The sequence below is a fragment of the Neobacillus rhizosphaerae genome (genome assembly GCF_937468385.1).
Classification (GTDB): Bacteria; Bacillota; Bacilli; order Bacillales; family Cytobacillaceae; genus Neobacillus; species Neobacillus rhizosphaerae.
Window position 1 is genome coordinate 83,621 of sequence record NZ_CALBWS010000004.1, and the last position, 22,100, is coordinate 105,720.

The 22,100-nt window shown below is 44.6% G+C and carries 17 protein-coding genes; 2 read left to right on the plus strand and 15 right to left on the minus strand.

Annotation, left to right across the window (positions count from 1 at the left end; translation table 11 throughout):
- Positions 1–56: 56 nt before the first annotated feature.
- The 4 genes from M5A78_RS05555 to M5A78_RS05570 all read right to left on the minus strand — a co-directional run bounded on the left by M5A78_RS05555 (position 57) and on the right by M5A78_RS05570 (position 4,213).
- The gene (locus M5A78_RS05555) at positions 57–1,343 is read right to left on the minus strand and encodes a UDP-N-acetylglucosamine 1-carboxyvinyltransferase (protein WP_248734293.1); all 1,287 of its coding nucleotides are present in this window, start codon (positions 1,341–1,343) and stop codon (positions 57–59) included.
- A gap of 543 nt (positions 1,344–1,886) precedes the next feature.
- Positions 1,887–2,537, minus strand: coding sequence for a fructose-6-phosphate aldolase (fsa, locus tag M5A78_RS05560; protein ID WP_248734294.1), 651 nt, complete (start codon positions 2,535–2,537; stop codon positions 1,887–1,889).
- 231 nt (positions 2,538–2,768) lie between these two features.
- On the minus strand, positions 2,769–3,626 hold the full coding sequence (locus M5A78_RS05565) for a class II fructose-bisphosphate aldolase (protein WP_248734295.1): 858 nt from the start codon (positions 3,624–3,626) through the stop codon (positions 2,769–2,771).
- A 215-nt stretch (positions 3,627–3,841) separates the two neighbouring features.
- On the minus strand, positions 3,842–4,213 hold the full coding sequence (locus M5A78_RS05570; RefSeq protein ID WP_248734296.1) for a response regulator: 372 nt from the start codon (positions 4,211–4,213) through the stop codon (positions 3,842–3,844).
- A gap of 285 nt (positions 4,214–4,498) precedes the next feature.
- Here M5A78_RS05570 and M5A78_RS05575 point away from each other — a divergent pair, with 285 nt between their 5' ends.
- On the plus strand, positions 4,499–5,029 hold the full coding sequence (locus M5A78_RS05575; protein ID WP_248734297.1) for a DUF2529 domain-containing protein: 531 nt from the start codon (positions 4,499–4,501) through the stop codon (positions 5,027–5,029).
- A gap of 243 nt (positions 5,030–5,272) precedes the next feature.
- On the opposite strand, the gene M5A78_RS05580 is transcribed toward M5A78_RS05575, so the two are convergent.
- The 10 genes from M5A78_RS05580 to M5A78_RS05625 all read right to left on the minus strand — a co-directional run bounded on the left by M5A78_RS05580 (position 5,273) and on the right by M5A78_RS05625 (position 20,053).
- A complete protein-coding gene (locus M5A78_RS05580) occupies positions 5,273–6,868 on the minus strand; it encodes a CTP synthase (RefSeq protein ID WP_248734298.1) in 1,596 nt (531 codons plus the stop codon).
- Positions 6,869–7,259: 391 nt separating this feature from the next.
- Complete coding sequence (gene rpoE / locus M5A78_RS05585; protein ID WP_248734299.1) at positions 7,260–7,838, minus strand: DNA-directed RNA polymerase subunit delta; 579 nt, start codon at positions 7,836–7,838, stop codon at positions 7,260–7,262.
- Positions 7,839–7,988: 150 nt separating this feature from the next.
- On the minus strand, positions 7,989–8,168 hold the full coding sequence (locus M5A78_RS05590; RefSeq protein ID WP_248734300.1) for a hypothetical protein: 180 nt from the start codon (positions 8,166–8,168) through the stop codon (positions 7,989–7,991).
- A gap of 335 nt (positions 8,169–8,503) precedes the next feature.
- The gene (icmF, locus tag M5A78_RS05595; RefSeq protein WP_248734301.1) at positions 8,504–11,749 is read right to left on the minus strand and encodes a fused isobutyryl-CoA mutase/GTPase IcmF; all 3,246 of its coding nucleotides are present in this window, start codon (positions 11,747–11,749) and stop codon (positions 8,504–8,506) included.
- 146 nt (positions 11,750–11,895) lie between these two features.
- Positions 11,896–12,549 carry a TetR/AcrR family transcriptional regulator gene (locus M5A78_RS05600; protein WP_248734302.1) on the minus strand — a complete coding sequence of 218 codons (654 nt, stop codon included), beginning with the start codon at positions 12,547–12,549 and terminating at the stop codon, positions 11,896–11,898.
- A gap of 317 nt (positions 12,550–12,866) precedes the next feature.
- Complete coding sequence (locus M5A78_RS05605; RefSeq protein ID WP_248734303.1) at positions 12,867–14,006, minus strand: acyl-CoA dehydrogenase; 1,140 nt, start codon at positions 14,004–14,006, stop codon at positions 12,867–12,869.
- A 140-nt stretch (positions 14,007–14,146) separates the two neighbouring features.
- The gene (locus M5A78_RS05610; protein WP_248734366.1) at positions 14,147–15,277 is read right to left on the minus strand and encodes an acyl-CoA dehydrogenase; all 1,131 of its coding nucleotides are present in this window, start codon (positions 15,275–15,277) and stop codon (positions 14,147–14,149) included.
- Positions 15,278–15,385: 108 nt separating this feature from the next.
- Positions 15,386–16,237 carry a 3-hydroxybutyryl-CoA dehydrogenase gene (locus M5A78_RS05615; RefSeq protein WP_248734304.1) on the minus strand — a complete coding sequence of 284 codons (852 nt, stop codon included), beginning with the start codon at positions 16,235–16,237 and terminating at the stop codon, positions 15,386–15,388.
- 233 nt (positions 16,238–16,470) lie between these two features.
- Positions 16,471–17,658, minus strand: coding sequence for an acetyl-CoA C-acetyltransferase (locus M5A78_RS05620; RefSeq protein WP_248734367.1), 1,188 nt, complete (start codon positions 17,656–17,658; stop codon positions 16,471–16,473).
- A gap of 298 nt (positions 17,659–17,956) precedes the next feature.
- The gene (locus M5A78_RS05625) at positions 17,957–20,053 is read right to left on the minus strand and encodes a (Fe-S)-binding protein (RefSeq protein WP_248734305.1); all 2,097 of its coding nucleotides are present in this window, start codon (positions 20,051–20,053) and stop codon (positions 17,957–17,959) included.
- Between the two features lie 204 nt (positions 20,054–20,257).
- Here M5A78_RS05625 and cls point away from each other — a divergent pair, with 204 nt between their 5' ends.
- Positions 20,258–21,460, plus strand: a complete 1,203-nt coding sequence (cls, locus tag M5A78_RS05630; protein WP_248734306.1) for a cardiolipin synthase — start codon at positions 20,258–20,260, stop codon at positions 21,458–21,460.
- A gap of 354 nt (positions 21,461–21,814) precedes the next feature.
- Here the strand turns inward: cls and M5A78_RS05635 are convergent, their stop codons facing one another.
- Complete coding sequence (locus M5A78_RS05635; RefSeq protein WP_248734307.1) at positions 21,815–21,994, minus strand: H-type small acid-soluble spore protein; 180 nt, start codon at positions 21,992–21,994, stop codon at positions 21,815–21,817.
- Positions 21,995–22,100: the final 106 nt, after the last annotated feature.

Consider the following 22,100-nt stretch of genomic DNA (forward strand, 5'->3'; position numbering starts at 1 on the left):
AAAACCTTGAATATTAGCTAACAAAAACTCCCGGACGGCCGCTTCCGCTTTTCTATCTAAGTATTTTTTAAATGTTCGACTTCTTCATTTGTTAACGCTTCCCGCCAAACCGTCGCGCCAAGACCGTTTAATTTTTCCACCAGATTGCTGTAGCCGCGGTCAATATGCTCTAGCCCGGTGACCTCGGTAATTCCTTCGGCAATCAGGCCGGCAATCACGAGTGCGGCTCCGGCTCGTAGGTCGCTTGCCTTCACTTTGGCCCCTTGAAGCTGGACAGGACCATTAATGATGGCGGAGCGTCCTTCAACCTTAATATTGGCGTTCATTCTTCTTAATTCATCAATATGCTTAAAGCGGGCACTGTAAATGTTATCGGTGACCACGCTTGAGCCTGTGGCCTTTGTTAGAAGAGTCGTAACTGGCTGCTGCAGATCAGTCGGGAATCCTGGATAGACGAGCGTTTTAATATCAACCGCTTTCAAATTAGCCGAGCCGCTAATAAACACTTGGTCATCGCCCGATTCAACTTGCACGCCCATCTCACGGAGCTTGGCAATTAACGATTCTAAGTGCTGCGGGATGACATTATCAATCAAAACGCCTTCCCCAACAGCGGCACCAATAATCATATACGTACCTGCTTCAATTCGGTCAGGAATGATCGTGTGACGACAGCCATTTAATGTATCGACACCATCGATGCGGATAACGTCCGTTCCGGCCCCTTTTATTTTCGCTCCCATGTTGGTTAATAGTGTGGCCACATCAATGATTTCCGGCTCTTTGGCGGCATTTTCAATGATGGTCCGTCCTTTAGCTCGTACCGCAGCCAGCATAATATTGATGGTCGCGCCCACACTGACGACATCGAGGTAAATCCGGGCACCGCGCAGCTCGTCGGCCCGTAAATAAATTGCCCCTTGCTCGTTGGTGATTTGCGCTCCAAGTGCTTCGAAGCCTTTTATATGCTGATCAATCGGTCTCGGACCTAGATGGCAGCCACCCGGTAAACCAATAACCGCCTTTTTAAAGCGCCCAAGCATCGCTCCCATTAGGTAATAGGAAGCACGCAGCATTTTCACCTTACCGTTTGGCAGCGGCATGGAAATCATCTTTGAAGGGTCGACGGTCATTTCATCATCCGTAATTTGGACCTTTCCACCGATTTCCTCAAGCAGGTCCTTTAGGATTTCAACATCAGAGATGTCCGGCAAGCCTTCAATCGTCACTGGTGATTCTGCTAAAATCGTTGCGGGAATTAAGGCAACGGCACTATTTTTTGCTCCACTGATTCGAACAGTTCCCTTTAACGGATATCCGCCCGCAATTTTAAGTTTTTCCATTTTCGACTCCCTTCTAAGCCGTATGTAAGTCATGAATGGTTGATGGAATGGGTCGGTACTTTCTAATCAGCTTGCTGAGCTAATAAAAGCACACTTGTAACCAAACAAGGCTTTAGGTATATTTTTCCAATTCAAAAAGCCAAATTCCGACAGTTTGTCTAATTTATAGTTTACACGAAAATTTAATTTTCATGTATCCAAATTAAAAAAATTTATCCCGCATTAACGGGCAGTAAAATCCTTAGCAAATATTTCGTGAAAATCCATCAGAATTATTTCGGATCAACTGCCCGTAAAAGCCCGATTGGTTCAACTAACCATCTGTGAGGGATGAAGGAAAACCTCACAGATGGAAGTTTCACCTTATCCCGCATTAACGGGCAGTAAGATCCTTAGCAAATATTTCGTGGAAATCCATCAGAATTATTTCGGATCACTGCCCATAAAAGCCCGATTGGTTCAACTAACCATCTGTGAGGGATGAAGGGAAACCTCACAGATGGAAGTTTCACCTTACACAAAAATGGAAAAACAAATGAATTGTTAGGCTTCGTTACGGGATTCCCAATCTTTTAGGAATGCTTCGATTCCTTTATCAGTTAATGGATGCTGGGTTAAGCCCATCAGAACTTTGTAAGGAATAGTCGCAATATGCGCTCCTCTTAAGGCTGCTTCTGTTACATGGATAGGATTGCGGATAGAGGCTGCGATGATTTCAGATTCAATTCCATGAACAGCAAAGATTTCGGCAATCGTGGAAATAAGATCTAAACCATTTTGGCCGATATCATCTAATCTGCCAAGGAATGGTGATACATAGGTAGCACCTGCTCTTGCCGCAAGCAAGGCTTGATTAGCGTTAAAAATTAGCGTGACATTTGTCTTAATGCCTTGTTTTGAAAAAGCATGACATGCTTTTAATCCATCAGGAGTCATCGGAACTTTCACGGTGATATTTGGAGCGATAGCCGCTAGCTCCAGGCCTTCTTTAATCATTCCCTCTGCATCAAGGGAGATTACTTCCGCGCTAACTGAACCTGGAACAAGAGCTGCAATTTCCTTTATACGATCGTGGAAAGAAACGCCTTTTTCTTTGGCAACAAGTGTAGGGTTTGTCGTTACTCCCGCTAATAAACCAAGTTCATGTGCTTCACGAATTTCATCTAAGTTGGCAGTATCAATAAAAAATTTCATCGTCTTTCCCTCCAAATTTCGACTAAATTTTAGTTTTCTATCCATTTTAGGCAAGGGCACCCCTTCCTTAATGTAGGCGAAGGGCGGTGCATTGAAACCCCCACTGCAAATTTTCTTTTAAAAAATTAGGCGGTGAGAGTATTCATTTACACACTGAAACCGCCCTAGCAATAAGGACGGTTTTAATTTTATCATAATTAACACAAATAACAAAAAGTGTCGTTTTTTCTCTTACGCTCGGCCTGATGAACCGAATTCGCGCATTTTGCCGATAACTGTTTCTTTAATGGCATCGCGAGCTGGTCCTAAATATTTACGTGGATCGTATTCGTTCGGTTTTGCTGCTAATACTTCGCGCACGGTCTTAGCTGAGGCGATTTGGTTTTCAGTGTTCACGTTGATTTTTGCTGTTCCAAGGGAAACTGACTTTTGGATATCCTTTGTTGGGATTCCTGTTCCACCATGAAGTACAAGTGGCATGCCAGTGATCTTGCCGATTTCTCCCATTTCAACGAAGCCCAATTTTGGTTCGCCTTTGTAAGGACCGTGTACAGAACCTAGTGCAGGAGCAAGGCAATCGATACCAGTGCGCTTCACAAGCTCTTCACATTCTTTTGGATCAGCGTAGATAACGCCCTCTGCAACCACATCATCTTCTTGTCCGCCAACTGTTCCTAATTCTGCTTCTACAGAAACACCTTTGGAGTGAGCATATTCCACTACTTTAGAAGTAATTTCAATGTTCTCTTCAAACGGGTGGTGGGAAGCATCGATCATAACAGAAGTGAAGCCTGCATCAATTGCTTCTTTACATTTATCAAAGCTTGAACCGTGGTCAAGGTGAATCGCAACAGGAACAGTCACGTTATAATCTTCCATTAAACCTTCTACCATTTTGACAACCGTTTTGAAACCGCCGATATAACGGCCTGCACCTTCAGAAACACCAAGAATAACTGGTGATTTCTCAGCAACTGCTGCTTGAAGAATGGCTTGAGTAAATTCTAAATTATTAATGTTAAACTGCCCAACAGCGTAGCCTTCCGCCTTCGCTTTAATAAGCATTTCTTTCATAGATACTAAAGGCATGTCTCTTCCTCCTTAATTTTGGGTGCTATCATTTCGAAAAGGGCTTTCCATATTAAGGTTTTCCCTCTATTTTACCAATTATGTATTCTTAAAAAAATGATAGCCAGTCAGTAAAATTTCATATACATCATATCAAATCAAAGGAGGAAATGCCATTAATCAGATGGTGTTTTAGAAAATGTCATAATGAAAGCGCACCCATATTAACGTACTAGTCAGTTCGTTTTTTGCGGTATATATTTTCTTACAGCTGCACGGATATCATCAATGTCAAAAGGTTTGGCAAAATGAGTGATGGCGCCCAAATCCTTTGCTTCTTGAATCATATCCAATTCACCGTAGGCAGTCATGATAATCACGCGAATATCCGGGTCGATGACTTTCATTCTTTTTAAAATTTCAATCCCGTCCATTCCCGGAATTTTCATGTCAAGTAGCACAAGGTCCGGGTCATGCTTTTTCACAATGTCAAGGGCCTGAACTCCATTAGCTGCCTGAAACGTTTGGTACCCTTCCTTTTGAAACACCTCATTTAGCAAAATTCGAATTCCAAATTGATCGTCTACGATTAAAATTTTCTCTTTCATTCTCTCCACCTCTTCCCAATTTGTTAGATTCAAATTTTTTAGGACGCTAGGAAAGTAAATTTTCCTATTAGGCATAAATGCAATTTTACACCTCTGTAGGGGCTCGCCAATCGGCGATCTCTCTATATTATCAACACCTATACATTCACTAGTATTACTTCGCTTCTCGAGGGGGAAATTCCTTCCTGTCTTTTACCCTAATAGGTATTATTTTGTAGGAATTTACATTTATTTTTGCAATTGGTGGAAAAAGTCTATAATGGTAGAGCGAAAGGGAGGATTTTTATGTTAAAAATGTTTACTACTCAATTAACAGGCCTGTTTAAACGGATCGAGGAAAAAGCGGAATTTTCGTTCGAAGACGGCGCCCGTCTGTTAGCACAAGCACCTGTCGGCGACGGATTGATATATATTTATGGTACGAGGGAAATGAAGGCTGTCGAATTCGAGGCGGTGGATGGCGCGGAGCCGTTTAAGGGAGTAAAAGTGCTGACGCTGGCTGAGGTGGAAGAGCTTAGCGATGCCGATCGCGTGCTGATTTTCACCCGCACTTCCAGCGATGAAGCAGCATTAGAAATAGCGGCCATACTTCGGGAAAAGCAGGTCCCATTTGTGTCTGTCTCGACGGTAATGGATGCAGCCATTGGTGATTTGACTGAATTTGCAGACGTCCATATCGATTTGCGGCTGACAAAAGGCCTACTACCAGATGATTTCGGAGGTCGCTTTGGATATCCGTCTTCGATGGCGGCATTATTCGTCTATTATGGCTTGAAATTTACGATTGATGAGATTTTTGCGGAATACGAGGTGTAAAACAGGGCCGATGTGGTCCTGTTTTACATTATAAATGGCTTTGCGTGGGTCACTTATATTGTTTATGGCTCATTTTTCCGGAGCATTGGCTTATTTTTTCGGTTCATTGGCTCATTTTCCTTAGGCTTTGGCTCATTTTTTTTAATTATTGGCTCATTTTTCAGCAGCTTTGGCTTTTTTAACATTTTTTACCAAAATATACAGAAAAAAACCAGCTCCCTCACTGGGAACTGGTCCAAAAACTTATTTTTCAATTGTTGCTTTAATAAATTCACGGAACAACGGCTGCGGACGCGTTGGTCTTGAAACAAATTCCGGATGGAACTGGGAAGCAACGAACCATGGATGATCCGCTAGTTCGATAACTTCGACCAACCGGCCGTCCGGGCTTGTTCCAGAGAAAATAAACCCGGCAGCTTCCATTTCTTGACGATAGTGATTGTTAAATTCGTAGCGGTGGCGATGGCGCTCGTAAACGACCTTTTCTTGGTAGGCAGTGAAAGCCTTCGTCCCCTCAAGCAGACGGCACGGATAAAGCCCTAATCGTAATGTTCCGCCTAAATCTTCGACATCCTTCTGCTCCGGAAGTAAGTCGATGATTGGATGAACGGTCTCAGGGACAAACTCAGCGGAATGGGCTTCGGCATAGCCCAACACGTTCCGCGCATATTCAATCGTTGCCAACTGCATCCCTAAACAAATCCCAAGGAATGGCTTCTTCTGCTCACGGGCATAGCGAGTCGCTTCAATTTTCCCTTCGATTCCGCGATCACCAAATCCGCCAGGTACTAGGACACCGTCGACATCACTCAGTAACGCAGCGACATTCTCCCGAGTTACCTCATCAGAATTAATCCATTTAATTTCCACATCAGTATCGAAGGCATAACCAGCATGTTTCATCGCTTCAACAACCGAAATATAGGCATCCTGGAGCTCAACATATTTTCCGACAAGGCCAATGCGCGTCTTGTTCGAAAGGTTAAGAACGCGGCTGACGAGTGCCTTCCATTCAGTCATTTCGGCTTCAGGTAAATTGAGCTTCAAATGGTCACAGACGATTTGGTCCATATTTTGCTCTTGAAGGGCAAGTGGAATCGAATATAGCGTATCGGCATCGCGGCATTCAATGACCGCTTTGGCATCAATATCACAGAACAAGGCAATTTTGTCCTTCATGTCCTGTGACACAGGTAGTTCCGTACGTACGACAATAATGTTTGGCTGAATGCCGAGACTGCGCAGCTCCTTCACGCTATGCTGAGTTGGCTTCGTCTTCATTTCACCGGCAGCCTTGATGTACGGAATCAACGTACAGTGAATGTACATCACATTCTCACTGCCAATATCACTTTTAATCTGGCGGATTGCCTCTAAAAATGGTAGTGACTCGATGTCACCAACGGTTCCGCCAATTTCGGTAATTACGACATCGGCGTTGGTTTCTTTGCCAGCACGGAAACAGCGCTCCTTAATTTCGTTGGTGATATGTGGAATAACCTGGACAGTCGCGCCCAGATAGTCACCGCGACGCTCTTTTCGTAAAACTGTCGAATAGATTTTTCCGGTGGTTACGTTGCTGTACTTGTTTAAATTGATGTCGATAAAGCGCTCATAGTGCCCTAAGTCCAAGTCGGTTTCTGCACCGTCATCGGTAACGAACACTTCGCCGTGCTGGTAAGGGCTCATCGTCCCAGGGTCGACGTTAATATACGGGTCAAATTTTTGAATCGTTACATTCAAACCACGATTTTTTAATAAACGTCCTAATGATGCAGCGGTAATTCCCTTTCCAAGTGATGAAACGACACCACCGGTTACAAAAATATACTTTGTCATAAATAATTCCCCCTCAAATACAGTTTGTACATTATTCGGATTGTTAAAGAATTTTTGCAAAAAATTTTTAACTTACCAGGTCATGCTCACGAATCAAATCCGGCCGTCATTTTTTCACAAAAACAAGCCCAAAAAGCGAAAAAACTCCACCGCTACAAGGGAGTTTTTCCAAAATAAAAAGCGCTCCATCTCGCGATTGCAAGGGAGCGCATATAGGTAAATAATGATTCGTTCCTTTTTTAAGGAGCCCAAACAAGATGATACAAGGGCACGGATAAAAAGTCAAGACTATTAGAAAAGCACAAGCAACTTCACAACAAGCACAGCTTGTTTCTAAAAAGCACATTCTTTAAGTAGCTTCCCTTAGTGGTCAGCCCCTAAAGTTAGCCAATTACTTGTCTTCGTCTTCTTCGTCTTCCTCAAATTCGTCTTCTTCCACAAGCTCTTCGTCGAGGTCATCTTCTTCATCAATGTCGAATTCTTCCTCATCATCAAGGACTTCTTCATCTTCCTCTTCGTCAAATTCATCGACTTCATCAATGTCGAGGTCATCTTCTTCATCAAGAAGTTCGTCTTCATCGGCAAAATCGTCGATGTCATCATACTCTTCCTCATCGTTCTCATCGTAATCATCAAGGTCGATATCCTCGTCGACAACCTTTTTCGCCTTTTTCTTCTTAGGCTTAATGACTGTCACGACTTCTTCTTCTTGTGTATCAACAGGATACCAGAGGCGAAGTCCCCAACGATTATCTCCTAATGAGAGGAAGCGGCCATCTAAATTCATGTCCGTATAAAATTGTGCTAATCTAGTGCGAATTTCCTGTTCGGAAATCGTTGCAGCTGCCTGAATCTCTTTGACTAAATCACTAAATGAGATTGGTTGCTTGCTATTTTTCAAAAATTCATGAGCCATTTCAATGAGAGATAACTCTTGTAATTCCTCTTTTGAGTATTGTGCTAAACTCAATATTGGCACTTCCTTTCTCTATTTAACACTCTTAGATGAGTGATTAACGGGCTTTTAGAAGGATCTCTCCCAAATTGCATATTCTTCATTATAAACAAATTCTTCCCGTTTATGCTAGTGCTAGTAATTGTTTCCGCTGATTTTTTCCTTCTAGGATTCATCGCCATTGTTTTTCTTCTGTTCTTTGAACTTTTTTGTCTCCTTAATCGTCACGACAAGAAAGAAGATTGCCAGTAAAAGGAATGAAATGGCACCTAATTGAATTTCATATAGATAGTATAATGGCCAGGAAAAAATAATTAAAACAACCATAATATGACTAAGCTTCATTCGTGTACACCTGCCCGTAATCGCCCGAAGTTTGTACGCTAAATTGATTATATAAGATAAATGATTATTTTAATATCTCCTAGGAAAATAATTTTAGCAAAAAAAGACAATGGCTCGGGCGCAGCTACCTTCCGAGTCATTGAATCTTTTAACAAAATATTTTGTTCAAGTTCACTTTTCTTATTGTCTAGCTCCAGCGCCCAGCGGCTTGTGTATTGGCCCTCTCCCCCTTACGATAAGTCAACATCGAATCGCTTTCGCTCTCCGTGTTTCCTTTATTTCATGCGGACCGGTCCAATCCATTGACCGCTTAACGGGCGCTTTCGCTTTTCTTGTTACATATTGCGACGGTACTGGCCGCCGACTTCATATAGGGCCTTGGTGATTTGGCCGAGGCTAGCTACTTGAACGGTTTCCATTAATCCAGCAAAAATATTGCCTCCGCTTACAGCCGCTTCTTTTAACCGCTTTAACGCGTCCGCAGTCTCGACAGCATGCGCTTCTTGGAAGGCACGCAAATTATGAATTTGTAGTTCCTTTTCCTCTGTTGTAGCTCGGGCCAACTCCATATTATTTACATCTTCCTCTGACGGAGGATTTGGATTCAAATACGTATTAACCCCGATAATTGGCAATTCTCCGGTATGCTTTTTCATTTCGTAATACATCGACTCATCCTGGATTTTTCCGCGCTGGTACTGCGTCTCCATTGAACCGAGTACACCGCCGCGGTCGTTCAAGCGTTCAAACTCTTGGAGGACGGCTTCCTCAACCAAATCTGTCAGCTCTTCCACAATAAACGAACCTTGGAGCGGATTTTCATTCTTCGTTAAGCCATGCTCTTTGGTAATAATCATTTGAATCGCCATTGCCCGTCTTACTGATTCCTCGGTTGGCGTCGTAATTGCTTCATCGTAAGCATTGGTATGCAAGGAATTACAATTATCCTGGAGCGCCATCAACGCCTGCAAGGTTGTGCGGATATCATTAAAATCAATTTCCTGAGCATGCAGCGAACGTCCGGAAGTCTGCACATGGTATTTCAGCTTTTGACTGCGTTCGTTAGCACCATATTTATCACGCATCACAGTAGCCCAAATACGTCGCGCGACCCGGCCGATCACCGTATATTCCGGATCCAAACCATTCGAGAAAAAGAACGATAGATTGGGAGCAAAATCATCAATGTTCATGCCACGACTCAAATAATACTCGAGATAGGTAAATCCATTGGATAGCGTAAACGCAAGCTGTGAAATCGGATTGGCGCCTGCTTCGGCAATATGGTATCCCGAAATCGAAACAGAATAATAATTGCGCACTTGATGATCAATGAAATATTGTTGAATATCGCCCATCATTCGTAAGGCAAATTCTGTTGAAAAAATACATGTGTTTTGGCCTTGGTCTTCTTTTAAAATATCCGCTTGAACCGTACCGCGGACCGTTTTCAATGTATATGCTCTGACGGCTGCGAATTCTTCAACCGTTAACACACGGCCAAGCTCAGCTTCTTTCTTTTGCACCTGCTGATCAATCGCCGTATTCATGAACATCGCCAAAATAATCGGTGCCGGGCCATTAATCGTCATCGAAACGGATGTCGACGGATGACACAAATCAAAGCCGGCATACAGCTTTTTCATATCATCTAACGTACAAATGCTGACACCGCTTTCGCCAACTTTTCCGTAAATGTCCGGACGGTAATCCGGGTCTTCGCCGTACAGAGTTACAGAGTCAAACGCGGTACTTAAGCGTTTTGCCGAATCGTCCTTCGATAAATAGTGGAAGCGACGGTTCGTCCGTTCCGGCGTGCCTTCTCCAGCGAATTGCCGTTTCGGGTCTTCCCCCTCACGCTTGAATGGAAATACCCCTGCCGTATAGGGGAAAGAACCAGGAACATTTTCTTGGTACACCCAGCGGAGAATTTCGCCGTAATCTTTATATTTAGGCAAAGCCACCTTAGGAATGTCTAGGCCTGATAAGCTTTTAGATTTTAACACCGTGATAATCTCTTTGTCACGGATTCTTGTGATAAACCGGTCGCCCGAATAATCAGCCTTTGTTTGTTCCCATGAAGCGAGGATTTTCCGCGATTCCGTGGTCAGTCGCTCTTCAGTTTCTTGCCTGATTGCTTCTAATGCTGCAATCACTTCTGGCTCTTTTACCGCTTCAATTGCCCCTTCGAGCTGGAATAATTTCCGAGCAATATTCGCTTGCTCTTCCGCATTACGGTGGTAGCCACGTACCGTTTCCGAAATTTCCCGTAAATAATAACGGCGTTCGGTAGGGATGATGACGTTTTGCTTTTCAACAAGGGCCTTTTTACTAAAAGAACTCAGCCAATCGGAAGACATCTTTTCATTTATTTTTTCCACTAAAGCGGCGAACAAGGCGTTCGTGCCCGGGTCATTAAACTGGCTGGCAATCGTGCCGTAAACCGGCATTTCCGACGGATCCTTTTCAAACAGCATATGGCTGCGCTGGTACTGCCTTTGCACCTGACGCTTGGCATCCTCAGAGCCTTTGCGCTCAAATTTATTGATGACAATTAAGTCCGCAAAGTCAATCATATCGATTTTCTCAAGTTGTGATGGTGCCCCGAATTCACTGGTCATCACGTATAAGGAAACATCGCAAATTTCCGTGATTTCGGCATCTCCTTGACCGATTCCACTCGTTTCCACGATGACAAGGTCAAAGCCAGCCGCTTTCGTCACGGCAACGGCATCCTTAATCGCCAGCGATAGTTCGCTTTTCGAATGCCTTGTAGCCAAACTGCGCATATAAACATTTGGTGAGAAAATCGCATTCATTCGGATCCGGTCACCTAACAAGGCCCCGCCTGTTTTTTGCTTTGTCGGATCGACGGAGAGAATCGCGACTTTTTTATCAGGCAGATCATTAATGAAGCGGCGGATTAATTCGTCCGTTAATGAACTTTTTCCGGCCCCACCCGTACCTGTAATACCAACGACCGGAATCCGTTTCTCAAGTGTCTTTACTTGTTCTAGCACTAGCTCGGCAGTTGCCGCAGCCTCGTTCCTTTTATCAACATGAAGTTCGGCTAAGGTAATTAACTTGGCAATTGCGTTGACATCGCCAGTTGGCAGCTTTTCAATCTGTTCGGCCGCATCCGCGGGAACGGTGGCAAAATCGCACTCCTCTATCATGCGGTCAATCATTCCTTGAAGTCCCATCGTTCTGCCGTCTTCAGGTGAGAAGATCCAAGCAATCCCATAGTCGTGAAGTTCAGCAATTTCCCTCGGAATGATAACCCCGCCGCCACCGCCATAAATGCGGATATTCGGCGCCCCTTTTTCCTTTAACAAATCATACATGTATTTAAAATATTCGACGTGTCCGCCTTGATAAGAGGAAATCGCAATCCCTTGGACATCCTCCTGAATCGCCGCATTGACCACTTCCTCAACCGAGCGGTTATGCCCAAGGTGAATGACCTCTGCCCCGCTCGCCTGCAGAATTCTACGCATAATATTGATGGAAGCATCATGACCGTCAAACAAACTCGACGCCGTCACAAAGCGGATATGATGCTTTGGCTGATAATTCCCCATCGTGCTCCCCCTTTGTAAAAACTTTGGTAAAAACATTTCCCATTCATCGTTCGCTGCTTTTCCCACTTATAACAGGATTTTTTATTGTCTTAGTGACTTCACACCTAACCCCATAAATGAACCTGGTTCACTGCTGGCCACCGTTGTTATTTTCCGGAAGCTTTTATAGTCGCCGAGACTTCTCCCATGATTCCCGACAATAAAAGCTCGGTTTGCAACTCAATATATTCTTCCAGGGTAAATAACTTCCTTAGCGCCCAGCGGCGGAAGCCCCACATTTGCCCCTGAACAAAAATATTATGGGCGATGATTTCTACTTGTTTTTCTGATAGTTGCAGTTCACCATTTTCGACACAGCGTGCAAGCAGATTCTCAAACATCGCGACCATTTCCATTTCCTTTTTCAACACATACGGAAGGGCGTCCTTCGACAGTGACTTCACTTCCTGGTACATCACCAGTACTTCGGCCTGCATTTCATCCATTACTTGAAAAAAATTAGCAATCCCCAACTTCAAGCTTTCTAATGTCCCTTTTTTCAAGGCGAGGTCCTGCTGCAGGCGCTCGCTAACGTGGTCATAAATTTGATCACAAACAAGGTAAAGGACGTCTTCCTTTGTGCGAATATATTCGTATAGCGTCCCGATGCTAAAACCCGCCGCCTTGGCAATTTCCCTCGTCGTCGTCCGATGAAACCCCTTTTCTTTAAAAAGTGTGACGGCCCCTTTGATCATTTGGTCGCGCCTTTTTTGCACGAGGCGTTCATCCTTGACCGAGGCCTGTACTTCTCGCTTTTTCATCCTCTATGACCGCCTTTGTCTAGCTCCAGCCCCCAGCGGCTTGTGTTTTGGCCCTCTCCTCCTTACGATAAGTCAACATCGAATCGCTTCGCTCTCCGTGTTTCCTTTATCTCATGCGGACCGGTCCAATCCATACGCCGCTAAACGGGCGCTTCCGCCTTTCATATTGTCTAGCTCCAGCCCCCAGCGGCTTGTGTTTTGGTCCTCTCCTCCTTACGATAAGTTAACATCGAATCGCTTCGCTCTCCGTGTTTCCTTTATCTCATGCGGACCGGTCCAATCCTTACGCCGCGCAAAGGAAGCTTCCGCCTTTCATATTATTTAGTTAGCATTCTCGAAATTACGAGGCGTTGTATTTCCTGTGTTCCTTCGTAAATTTGTGTAATTTTCGCATCACGCATGAACCGTTCCACTGGATAATCCTTTGTATAGCCGTAGCCCCCAAACACCTGAACCGCTTCCGTGGTCACCTTCATCGCAGTGTCACCGGCAAATAATTTGGACATCGCTGATTCTTTACCATAGGGTAAGCCATTTGATTCAAGCCAGGCCGCTTGATAGGTTAATAGTCTTGCTGCTTCAATATTTGTCGCCATATCTGCCAGCTTGAAGCTGATACCTTGCTGCGCTGCGATTGGTTTGCCAAACTGGTGGCGTTCCTTCGCATAATCGACTGCCGCATCAAGTGCGCCTTGAGCAATTCCAACGGCTTGGGCCGCGATGCCGTTACGGCCGCCATCAAGCGTCATCATCGCGATTTTAAAGCCGTCACCTTCTTCGCCAAGACGGTTTGCCATTGGCACCTTGCAATCTTCAAAAATAATCTCCGTTGTCGGCGACGAACGAATGCCGAGTTTCTTTTCTTTTTTCCCAACAGAGAAGCCAGGGAAGTCACTTTCGACGATAAATGCAGTGGTTCCTCTTTGCTTGCTGGATGGGTCTGTTAAGGCAAACACTACATAAATGTCGGCCACACCGCCATTGGTGATGAAAATTTTTGAACCATTGAGGATGTAGTGATCGCCTTCTAAGCGGGCCGTTGTTCGCATCCCGCCAGCGTCTGAGCCGCTTCCAGGCTCGGTTAAACCGTAGGCACCGATTTTGCTACCCTCAGCCATTGGGCGAAGGTAGGTTTGCTTTTGTTCTTCGCTGCCGAATTTGTAAATCGGCCAGCCGGCAAGGGAGGTGTGTGCGGAAAGAAGTACACCTGTTGATGCATCAACGCGAGATAGCTCTTCAACGGCGATACAGTAGGCTAGAAAATCGCTGCCGATGCCGCCGTACTCTTCCGGCCACGGAATCCCTGTTAAGCCAAGCTCCGCCATTTTGTCAAAAATCTCGCGGTCAAATCGTTCTTCCTCATCACGCTCGGCCGCAGACGGTGCCACTTCGTTTCGTGCAAAATCACGAACCATTTTCCGGATCATTTCATGTTCTTCAGATAGTTTAAATTGCATTTTTTTAGCCTCCTATAAGTATATTTTAGATTGAAACGTTTTCTTGATCCTTTTTCGAGACTTCAATATCATTTAGGAATATATCCACAATTCGCAAGGATTTATCGACATTTTCGTTTAGACTCACCATAAACTACTAATTAAAGATACTTACTAATCACAATCCGCTGGATCTCACTCGTGCCTTCGTAGATTTCGGTTACCTTTGCATCGCGGAAGTAGCGCTCCACAGGATAATCTTCGGTGTAGCCGTAGCCGCCAAAAACTTGAATGGCTTCCGTCGACACTTCTACCGCTGTCCTCGTGGCAAACAGCTTCGCCATCGACGCTTCCATACCGCATTTTAAGCCTCGGGTCCGTAAATCAGCAGAGCGATAGACTAATAGTTTCGCCGCTTCCACACTCGTCGCCATGTCAGCAAGCTTAAAGCCTATCCCTTGCTGGAAGGCAATTGGTTTGCCAAATTGCTGGCGCTCCTTCGCATAGGTAGTTGCGGCCGACAGTGCGGCTTCGGCAATCCCGAGTGCTTGAGTCGCAATCCCAATGCGGCCGACCTCGAGGTTTGCCATCGCAATTTTAAAACCATCACTTTCGCTGCCAAGAAGATTTTCCACTGGCACAAGCATATCCTCAAACGTCAGCTGTACCGTTCTGGAACCATGCAGCCCCATCTTCTTTTCATCCTTCCCGATACATAAGCCGGGGGTGTTTTTTTCAACAATAAATGCGGCAATCCCTTTTGTTCCTAATTTCGGCTCAGTGGTGGCAAAAACAATATAAATATCGGCTTCGCCACCATTGGTAATAAACATCTTCGAGCCATTGATCACATAATGATCGCCCTTCTTCACGGCACGGGACTTTAGGCTAGCTGCATCGGACCCCGCACTCGGCTCCGTTAAGCAAAACGCCCCTAAATACTCCCCAGAAGCCAGCTTCGGTACATACTTTTGCTTCTGCTCCTCCGTCCCGAAATATAGAATCGGCATAGTTCCCACAGAAGTATGGACAGACAGAATGACGCCAAGCGTGGCACTTACCCTTGATATTTCATTAATGGCAATGATATAAGAGGTGAAGTCCATCTCAGCTCCGCCGTATTTTTCCGGAACAGGAATGCCCATAAGGCCGAGCTCACCCATTTTCCGAAGAATTTCGCGCGGGAATTCCCCTTTTTCCATTTTTTCAATAAATGGGGCAATTTCGCTGACGGCAAAATCGCGCACCATTTTTCGCATCATTTCTTGCTCCGCTGTAAATGTAAGATTCATGCTTATCTCCCCTTTTGGAGAATCTATAGTAGCAGTATTCATCCTCACAACCCCTTATTTTGAAGAAAGATTGGTTCCTGCTCTCGTTGCTTCAGCAAGTTGAAAGCCTTATTCGTATGTGTAGAATCCACGCCCCGTTTTCTTTCCAAGCCAGCCTGCTTTGACATATTTGCGCAGCAGCGGGCATGGACGGTATTTATCATCGCCGAAGCCTTCGTGAAGGGTTTCCATTATATAAAGGCAAGTATCGAGGCCAATAAAATCAGCCAAGGTTAACGGCCCCATTGGGTGGTTCATGCCGAGCTTCATCACTTCATCAATTGCTTCTTTGGTGGCGACACCCTCATACAAGGTAAAAACCGCTTCATTGATCATTGGCATCAGCACGCGGTTAGAAACAAAGCCAGGGAAGTCGTTAACTTCAACCGGGACCTTGCTCAAGGTTTTCGTCATATCTTCAATCACCTGGTATACTTCATCAGCCGTTGCTAGGCCACGGATGATTTCGACTAACTTCATCACTGGTACCGGATTCATAAAGTGCATGCCGATGACCTTTTCCGGCCGCTTTGTTGCAGCCGCAATTTCCGTAATTGGCAGCGAGGAGGTGTTACTCGCCAAGATCGCATGTGCCGGAGCAATTTCATCAAGCTGCGCAAAAATTTTCGTTTTAATTTCCATGTTTTCAACTGCAGCTTCGATGACAAGGTCGACCTGGGCCGCGTCGTTCAAATCCGTTGAGGCGGTCAGCCTCGCCGACACTTCCTGTTTTTGTTCGCCTGTCATTCGGCCTTTATCAACATTGCGTGAAAGATTTTTGTTGATGATTCCTAATCCGCGTTCGACGAATTCCTGTTTTAAATCATTTAGTAAAACCTGATAGCCTGCTTGGGCACAAACTTGGGCAATCCCAGAGCCCATTTGCCCTGCTCCAATGACCATTACCTTTGAAACCTTCATGTTTTCCCCTCCAATTAGGGGCTGAAATCGAGTTTCGCCCCATTTTTTTATGCGAAAATTAGTTTTGTCTATTTTTCTCAAGGTTTTGAACATTTTTTTCGGGTGTTTTGTCTATTTTTCTCATGGTTTGAACATTTTTTCGGGTGTTTTGTCTATTTTTCATGTCCTTTTTTCCCCATTAGACATTTTCCGGAAAAATCTAACCGTCATTCTCTGGTCCAGCCAGACCAAACTTAAGCCTTCGGGACCTCAATCATCACAGCATCGCCCTGGCCGCCGCCGCTGCAAATCGCGGCGACACCGATTCCGCCGCCGCGGCGCTTCAACTCGTGCATGAGCGTAATGATAATCCGCGCCCCGCTTGCACCAACTGGGTGGCCAAGGGCGACTGCACCGCCGTTCACATTGACCTTTTCTGGGTCAAGGCCAGCAATTTTTTCGCTCACCAAGGCAACAGCAGCAAAAGCTTCATTGATTTCAAATAAATCGATATCCGCTACACTTTTTCCTGTTTTTCGCATAAGTTCATTGATGACTAGCCCCGGCGTTTGTGGGAAATCCTTCGCTTCCACAGCTAGAGCAGCGTGGCCTAAGATGACCGCTTCCGCTTTTCTACCTTCACGAGCAGCGCGCTCCTCACTCATTAGCACGAGAGCAGCCGCACCGTCATTGACACCAGGCGCATTTCCAGCAGTGATCGTTCCCGTTGCATTAAATACCGGTGCTAATTTTGCCAGTCGTTCTAACGAGGTATCCTTTCGTGGTGATTCGTCATCCGCGACAACTACAGGAGCTCCTTTTCGCTGCGGTACTTCCACAGCCACAATTTCCTCTGCAAATTTTCCATCCTCCATGGCGGCAATCGCGCGCTGATGGCTCCTTAAGGCCCACTCGTCCTGCGCCTGACGTGAAATCTCCATCTCGGCGGCCGTCGAATTGCCGTAAGTACCCATATGAACACCGGTAAAACTGCAGCTCAAGCCATCATGAATCATTAAATCTTTGGCAGCCGCGTCGCCCATTCGGAAGCCCCATCTTGCTTTTGGTAAAATATATGGGGCGTTGCTCATCGATTCCATGCCGCCAGCAACAATCACCTCTTCATCGCCGGCACGAATAATCTGGTCGGCCAACGTAACGCTGCGCATCCCCGAAGCGCAAACCTTATTAATTGTTTCTGTTTTGACCTCCCAAGGCAGGCCAGCATGATGGGCGGCTTGACGTGATGGGATTTGCCCCTGTCCCCCTTGTAAAACAGTTCCAAGAATGACCTCCTGGACGTACTCTGGCTCCACGTTAGCTCGCACCAGCGCTTCTTTAACAGCAATGCCTCCAAGCTGTGAAGCCGAAAAACTGCTCAAGAAGCCCCCTAATTTTCCAAAAGGTGTTCTTACCCCACTTAAAATGACCGTTCTCCCCATTCCAAACACTCTCCCTTTTCCCAATATTCAGTCATGTTATTCTAAAAAAATTATCCAGCGACTGAACGCTCGCTCGAAAATAATGAAAAAAGTAGGCATGTGGTTTTTTAAAACCCACAGCTAGCCAAGTCTATAAAAAAATTGGTAATGTAAGCGCTTTATTCTTATCTCTTATTTTACATAAAAAACAGGAGAAGTTGAAATGTTTTACACAAAATTCTTAAAATTTTTGTAAATTGACTCCACTTCTCCTGTTCTAATAATTACTACTTCTGCAATATTATCAAGCTGTCTCTTTTCATTCCCCGTAAACGGCTTTTTCAAGAATTTCAGCCACATCGTAAGTCGAAACCTTTTCTTCCACTTCTTTCGCCTTAGTTCCATCAGAAAGCATCGTTAAGCAGTATGGGCAGCCTGAGCTGATGACAGACGGATTGACGGAAAGGGCTTGCTCGGTCCGGCTCACGTTAATTCGTTGGCCTGTTTCTTCCTCCATCCACATCAAGCCGCCGCCGGCACCGCAGCACATGCCTTTTTCGCGATTACGCTCCATTTCCACAAGTTTCACGCCTGGAATCGCTTTTAAAATTTCCCGTGGCGGGTCGTACACGTCATTATAGCGGCCTAAATAACAGGAATCATGGAAAGTAATCGTTTCGTTCACCTGATGTTTCGGAACAAGTCGGCTATCGCGGACAAGCTCATACAGTATTTCCGTATGATGGTACACTTCCACATTCTCTAAGCCAAAATCAGGGTATTCATTTTTGAAAATATTATAGGCATGCGGGTCAATTGTGACAATTTTCTTGATCTCCGCTTTTTCAAATTCCTCAATATTTTTTGTCGCTAGCTCTTGGAACAGGAATTCATTACCAAGGCGGCGCGGTGTATCACCTGAGTTTTTTTCTTTGTTACCGAGAATGGCAAATTTCACACCCGCTTCGTTCATCAGCTTCGCGAACGATAATGCAATCTTCTGACTGCGGTTGTCGTAAGAACCCATCGCGCCAACCCAGAAGAGGTATTCGAATTCCTCGCCCGCCTTGTTCATTTCCTTCACCGTTGGAATATGAACATCGTCGCGGACTTCGCGCCAGTTCTCACGCTCTTTACGGTTTAAGCCCCACGGGTTCCCTTGGCGTTCTATATTCGTCATCGCACGCTGGGCGTCTGCATCCATTTTTCCCTCTGTTAAAACTAAATAACGACGAAGGTCGATAATTTTATCAACGTGCTCGTTCATGACTGGACATTGGTCCTCACAGTTGCGACACGTGGTACATGCCCAGATTTCTTCTTCGGTAATGATATCGCCGATTAAGCTTGGACTATACGCTAAAGCAGCCGCTGTTTCTTCCGCACCCTGACCGCTTGCCGCCAGCGCAATTTGATTTCCTTTTGTGTTACTAAAAGCAAAGGTCGGCACCCACGGCTGTTTCGAAGTAACCGATGCGCCAAAATGGGTCAGATGGTCACGCATTTTCACAATTAAATCCATTGGCGACAGCATTTTACCCGTTCCGGTAGCAGGACACATATTGGTACAGCGGCCACATTCGACGCAGGCATAAAAATCGATCATTTGCAGCTGGGTAAAGTCGTCAATTTTTCCAACTCCAAAGGATTCTTGTGATTCATCTTCAAAATCTACCTTTTTCAATTTACCTGGTTTTTCTAAACGGTTAAAATAAACGTTCACCGGTCCGGCAATTAAGTGGGCATGCTTTCCTTGCGGTACATACACTAAAAAGGATAATAGGAATAATAAGTGGAACCACCAGGCTACATAGAAAATAACGACGGAAGCGGTTTCGCCGAGCCACGAAAAGAGCAGTGAAATGACAGAAGCAACTGGTTCTGTCCATGACACGTCTTCCCCATGCCAGATGATGCCCATGCCGTTTCCAAGTAATACCGAAACCATCAAGCCGCCGATAAAAATTAACACAAGACCTGCTTTAAAACCGCGCTTTAAGCGAACTAATTTTTCAATATAACGGCGATAGAACGCCCAAATAACAGCTACTAAAATGGTTAGTGTCACAATTTCCTGGAAAAAGGTGAAGGCGGGATATAACGGTCCAAGTGGCAAATGCGAGCCTGGTTTAATCCCTTTCCAAATAAAATCAATCGCTCCAAATTGAACAAGCAGGAAACCATAAAAGAACATGACGTGGATAGCTCCACTTTTTTTATCCTTTAAAAGCTTCTTCTGTCCAAACACCATGACCCAAATTTTTTGCAGCCGTTCTTTGACATTATTATCAAACTCAACCTTTTTCCCTAGCTTAATAAAGGCCATCCGAGTTTTTACAACATAAACGAACAAACTGATTGCGTAAGCGGTTACAACCAAGAAGGCAATGAGGTTAACCCATAATAAACCATTCATCAAAATTAGCCCCTTTCGTTTTGCTTTATCCCCTAATGTTTTTTTTCGCAAGTTGTAGAAAATAATTAATTTTCAGAACTTATCCATAACTCTATTATATGATGAATGAGCATTCAGTCAACGAATTTTTGCAAAATTCATTCGACTGATAGAAATAATCACTTTCGGAAAACCTAAGAAAATGGATTGGAGGAACGATTCCAGATGATTTTTGCACTCTCGTTAAGCGGACTTGTCCTTCTCATCATGATCTGGCTAGCAGTCGATTTTAGCTTAGGGAGGAAGAAGCATCTTTCCACTGCGGGCAGGATGGAAACAGCCATGCTTCATGGTCAGTTTGAAATTTTCACCCATGGAAAGGAATTATTCCATGATTATTTCAATGAGATTAGACAGGCGAACCACCATATTCATGTATTATTTTATATTGTCAAAGATGACACCATCAGCCAGGAGTTTTTCTCGCTATTAAAAGCAAAGGCGCGGGAAGGCGTGGAGGTTCGGCTCTTGCTTGACCGGATTGGGAGCTGGAAAATTAAGAAGCAGACAGTGAAGGAGCTGCGGGAGGCAGGGATTCATTTTGCGTATAGTAATTCGGTTAGATTTCCATTCCTGTTTTATTCTTCCCAGGTCCGGAATCACCGCAAAGTTTCGCTTATTGATGGAAAAATTGGCTATCTCGGCGGGTTTAACATCGGTAAGGAATATATTGACGAAGACCCAATCTTGAGCCCGTGGCGTGATTACCATTTAAAAATGACCGGTGAAGGCGTTAATTTTTTGCAGAGTGAGTTTTTTATTGATTGGAATGAGTACGGAGGTGAAAATCTTCAGAATCATCCTGTCTATTTTCCAAATCTGCCAAAGGGGGAGGTTCGCCATCAATTTATTCCGACGGAAGCCGGCCAGCTCGAAGACATGTTTATCAGACTGCTGCAAAAGGCCGTTCACACCATCTTCATTGGGACTCCTTACTTTATTCCAAGTAACAAAGTTTTTGCTGCATTAATGGAAGCACGGCAGCGAGGCGTTGATATCACCTTGGTTGTCCCCTACAACGCTGACCATATGCTTGTCCAGGAAGCCTCCTACCACTATTTACGAACACTGCTTAAGGAGGGAGTAGCGGTTTATCAATTTAAAAATGGCTTTTATCATGCAAAAACAATTATGATCGATGACAAAATTTGCGATATCGGCACCGCCAATTTCGATCAGCGCAGCTTGTTTTTAAACAAAGAAATCAATTGTTTTATTTATAATTCTACTTTTATTGAGCGTGTGAGGTCCGTTATTAAAAAGGACATCCGCGACTCCATACCGTTAACATTGGCAGAGCTAAATAAACCGAATTTTTTAAGATCTGTGAAAGAAGTTCTTGCTGGAGTTATTGCTTATTTTTTATAAAAAAATTCTTGGCGCGATGTAGACTTCATGATTTAGGCGAAAGCAAAGTATCAAGCCGCACTGAAGTTAGTCGAGGATTTAAGCAAAATCCGCGGCTATAAGCGAATCAGCGGCAGTGCTATTAAGAAAAGCGCAAGCGCCCGTTAAGCGGGGTATGGACTGGAGCACTTTGACTGAGATAAAGGAAACACGGAGAGCGATAGCGATCCGATGTTGACTTATCGTAGGGAAAAGGGCGAAGTACACTAGCCGCTGGGCGCTGGAGCTGGACAATTCTCAAAGTCGAAAATTTTATACTCCCTCATCTTTTGAAATAACGTAAAGAGTCTCCGAACCAACATCGGAGACCCTTTACTATTCTTCAATAAGATTTAACACAGGTACATCTCTTTCGTTTTCTGGATCGGTTATAGAATAAATCCTCGCTAGTTTCGTCGTCTCGTCCACGTGTTGAATAATTACCGGGGTTCCATCATAGGTAACATTGATCATATCAGCGGATTCAACAATTTCTTTTGCTCTTCCTACATTCATGCGTTCGGTTCACTCCTTACTGAAAATTCTCTATTAATATTTGTGTTTTTTTGGAAAATATTCATTTCATGGATTATTTTCAAACAAATTTTGGCACGTTTGCAGA